Origin of the sequence: Pseudomonas agronomica, from assembly GCF_025917275.1 — a bacterium.
GTDB classification, from domain to species: Bacteria; Pseudomonadota; Gammaproteobacteria; order Pseudomonadales; family Pseudomonadaceae; genus Aquipseudomonas; species Aquipseudomonas agronomica.
The window spans coordinates 1-3262 of record NZ_JAOSHO010000532.1 but is presented as its reverse complement, the minus strand read 5'-3'; the positions used below and the strand labels follow the sequence as shown (position 1 = coordinate 3262).

Sequence of the window (3262 nt, the reverse complement as noted above, 5' to 3'; positions counted from 1 at the left end):
TGGGAGCGAGCTTGCTCGCGATGAGGCCAGCCGCCTCACCGCGTGACGATGCTTACTTCTTGGCCTGCTGGTAAAGCGGCATCACCTTCGGAATCGCCGCCTGCAACGAGGCGATCCGGCTGCTCGACGACGGGTGGGTGCTCATGAATTCCGGCGGAGCGCCTTCCGATGCCTTGGCCATCTTGTTCCACAGGGTGATCGCCGCGTTCGGGTCGTAGCCGGCGCGGGCAGCCAGTTCGAGGCCGATCAGGTCGGCTTCGTTCTCGTTGCCACGGCTGTTGGGCAAGGTCATGCCGTAGTTGGCCACGGTGTCGGCCAGCGCCAGGCTGTCCTGGCCCAGGCCGAATATCGCTCCGGCGCCCTGCTTGGCCATTTCGATGCCATAGGCCTTGGACATGGCTTCACGGCCGTGCTCGCGCAAGGCGTGGGCAATTTCGTGACCCATGATCGCAGCGATTTCAGCATCGGTCAGTTTCAACTGATCGATCAAGCCGGAGTAGAACATGATCTTGCCGCCAGGCCCGCAGTTGGCATTGAGCTCGTCACTCTTGATCAGGTTGACTTCCCAGTTCCACTGCGCCGAATCCGGGCGGAACACAGGCGCCTGGGCAATCAGGCGGTCGGCAATGACCTGGAGACGCTTGGCATCGCTGCTGGTCTTGTCCAGGGCGCCCTGGGCTTTCGCCTCGCCCATGGTTTTCTGATAGGACTGGGCGTACATCTGGTTGACCTCTGCGGTCGACAGCATGCTGAACATGTACTGCTTGCGCTCCACCCCCACGGCTCCGCCGCTGGTGGTGTTGACCGATTGGCAACCGGCAAGCAGCAGACCTGCACTCAGCGCACTTACCATCAAAATCTTGTTCATCTATGAAGCTCCCTGGAAACGTGGGCGTATCCTAGGCGTTGATTTGTATCGGCGCCAGATACGCAGCGCGAGGATTACAGATTTTTCGGAAAGATCCCACGCAAGCCGTTTGCGACACCGACCTAGCCAATACAGTCACCCGACGAACAGCGCCTCATGTCGGACCACGCAAACGCCGATAAAAAGTCCAGACGTCACTTCTGCGTCCGGAGCCTCTATGAAATTCAGATCGATCCAGTTTTCCGTTGCCGCCCTGGCGGGCGCCATTGTGCTCAGTGTCGTTGGCGCGCTGGTGTTGTACGCATTGTTCGCCGGCGCCCGTACCCAAGAGATGGTGCAGCAACGAACCAAGGCCCAGTTCGAACAACTCATCGAGCAGCGTCTCAGCGCCTTGGCCCGTACCCAAGCCAGCCTGATCCAGCGCGAGCTTGAAGCGCCGCTGCTGCTTGCCCATGGCCTGGCCACCACGAATGCACTGATGGGCATGAAGGGCACGGACGGCCAGCCACCCTTGAAAATACCCCGCGAGCAACTGATCAGCCTGCTGCGCGAAAACGTGGTGCGCAATCCGAAGGTCCTCGGCGCCTACATCGCCTGGGAGCCGAACGCCATTGACCACGACGACGCCAACTATGCGAACAGCCCAGTGCTGGGCATGGAAACCAACGGACGCTTCCTGCCCTGGTGGTTTCGCAACCAGGACGGCACCCTGGGCCTGGAAAAACTCGCCGACGTGACCGACCAGAAGCTGCTCTCCACGGGCATTCGTGCCAGTGAATATTACCTGTGCTCCCAGGACAGCCAGAAAGCCTGCGTGATCGACCCGGCGCCCTACCGCGTCGGCAACACCATGACCATGCTCGCCTCGTTCATCGAGCCAATCCTGGTCGATGGCAAGTTCCAGGGCATCGTCGGCGCCGACCTGTCGGTGAACTTCATCCAGGACATGCTCGTCGCCGCCGACGCCAAGCTCTACGACGGCGCCGGGGAAATGGCCCTGCTTTCCAGCAACAACCGGCTGGTGGCCTTCACCAAGGACCCGAGCAAACTCGGCGAAAAGGCCAGCGATCTGCTGGATGCCAGTGAACTGGATAACCTGGCCAAACTGGGCGTCGGTGAAGTGCGTTACAGCATCGATGACGAACATGGGCATATCGAGGTGTACATGCCGTTCGGCATCGGCGAGACCAGCGCCCGCTGGACGCTTATGCTGCAATTGCCACTGAATGCCGTAATGGCGGATCTGCAAGCCTTGCAAAAAGACCTCGATGATCAACGCGAGACCGACATTTTCGGCATGGCCATGGTCGGCCTGGCGATTGCCGCCATCGGCCTGTTGGTGATCTGGCTGGTGGGCCACGGCATCGCCCGACCGCTCAAGCAGATGGTGGCGATGCTCGATGACATCGCCCAGGGCGAAGGCGACCTGACTCGCCGGCTGACCAGCGATCGCGCCGATGAACTCGGCGCCATCGCCAAAGGCTTCAATACTTTCCTGGGCAAGCTGCAAGGCATGATCACCCAGGTGGTGACTTCGGTGCAGAGCGTCAGTGATTCGTCGGAGCACACCGCCGACATCGCGATCCGCACCAACCAGGGCGTGCACAAGCAGATGTCGGAAATCGATCAGGTCGCCACTGCCGTGCATGAAATGACCGCCACCGCCCAGGACGTGGCACGCAACGCGACCCAGGCTGCCCAAGCCGCCAGTCACGCCGACCAGGCGGCCAGCCAAGGCATGCAGATCGTGCGCGACACTTCTGCCTCCATCGGCGCGTTGGCCGTGGAAATCGGCAAGGCCGTGGGCGTGGTGCAGACCTTGGCCAAGGACAGTGAGAACATCAACGCGATCCTCACCGCCATCCGCGGGATTGCCGAGCAGACCAACCTGTTGGCCCTCAACGCGGCCATCGAAGCGGCTCGGGCCGGCGAGCAGGGCCGCGGCTTCGCGGTGGTCGCCGATGAAGTGCGCAACCTGGCGCAGAAGACGCAGCAGGCCACCGAAGAAATCCAGTCGATGATCCAGCAGTTGCAGCAGGGCACGCGGGACGTGGTGCGGGTGATGGAAGACAGCCAGCACCGTACCGATGAAAGTGTGCAGCACGCGGCGAAAGCGGCCCAGGCGCTGGAAACGATCACCCAGGCAGTGTCGGTGATCAACGACATGAACACCCAGATTGCCAGCGCCGCCGAGGAGCAAAGCGCCGTGGCGGATGACATCAACCGCAACGTGATCAATATCGGCCAGGTGGCAAACGAAGTGGCCAGCGGCGCCGATGAGTCGAGCGCGGCCAGTGCGGGGCTGACCAAATTGGCGGAGCAGCAGCGGCGGTTGATCAATCAGTTCAGGGTCTGACCCAAGTGCCTGATTCGCAGGCCTCTTCGCGAGCAGGC

2 protein-coding genes and 1 pseudogene are annotated in these 3262 nt (G+C 61.8%); 2 read left to right on the top strand and 1 reads right to left on the bottom strand.

Annotation, left to right across the window (positions count from 1 at the left end):
* Positions 1-52 precede the first annotated feature (52 nt).
* Positions 53-868: a M48 family metallopeptidase gene (locus OC610_RS23965; RefSeq protein WP_030138608.1), complete on the bottom strand. Its 816-nt coding sequence runs from the start codon at positions 866-868 to the stop codon at positions 53-55.
* Between OC610_RS23965 and OC610_RS29795 the strand changes: the two are divergent.
* Positions 756-2366 (top strand): annotated as a pseudogene (locus tag OC610_RS29795) (HAMP domain-containing protein); the annotation flags it as partial. The gene OC610_RS23965 and the pseudogene OC610_RS29795 sit on opposite strands and share 113 nt — an antisense overlap.
* Before the next feature lie 15 nt (positions 2367-2381).
* Complete coding sequence (locus OC610_RS29790; RefSeq protein WP_408636638.1) at positions 2382-3224, top strand: methyl-accepting chemotaxis protein; 843 nt, start codon at positions 2382-2384, stop codon at positions 3222-3224.
* Positions 3225-3262 lie beyond the last annotated feature (38 nt).

What these genes read in the sequence shown, in the direction of transcription:
- OC610_RS23965 (WP_030138608.1), bottom strand. Translation starts at nt 868, where the DNA reads ATGAACAAGATTTTGATGGTAAGTGCGCTGAGTGCAGGTCTGCTGCTT.
- OC610_RS29790 (WP_408636638.1), top strand. Translation starts at nt 2,382, where the DNA reads ATGATCACCCAGGTGGTGACTTCGGTGCAGAGCGTCAGTGATTCGTCG.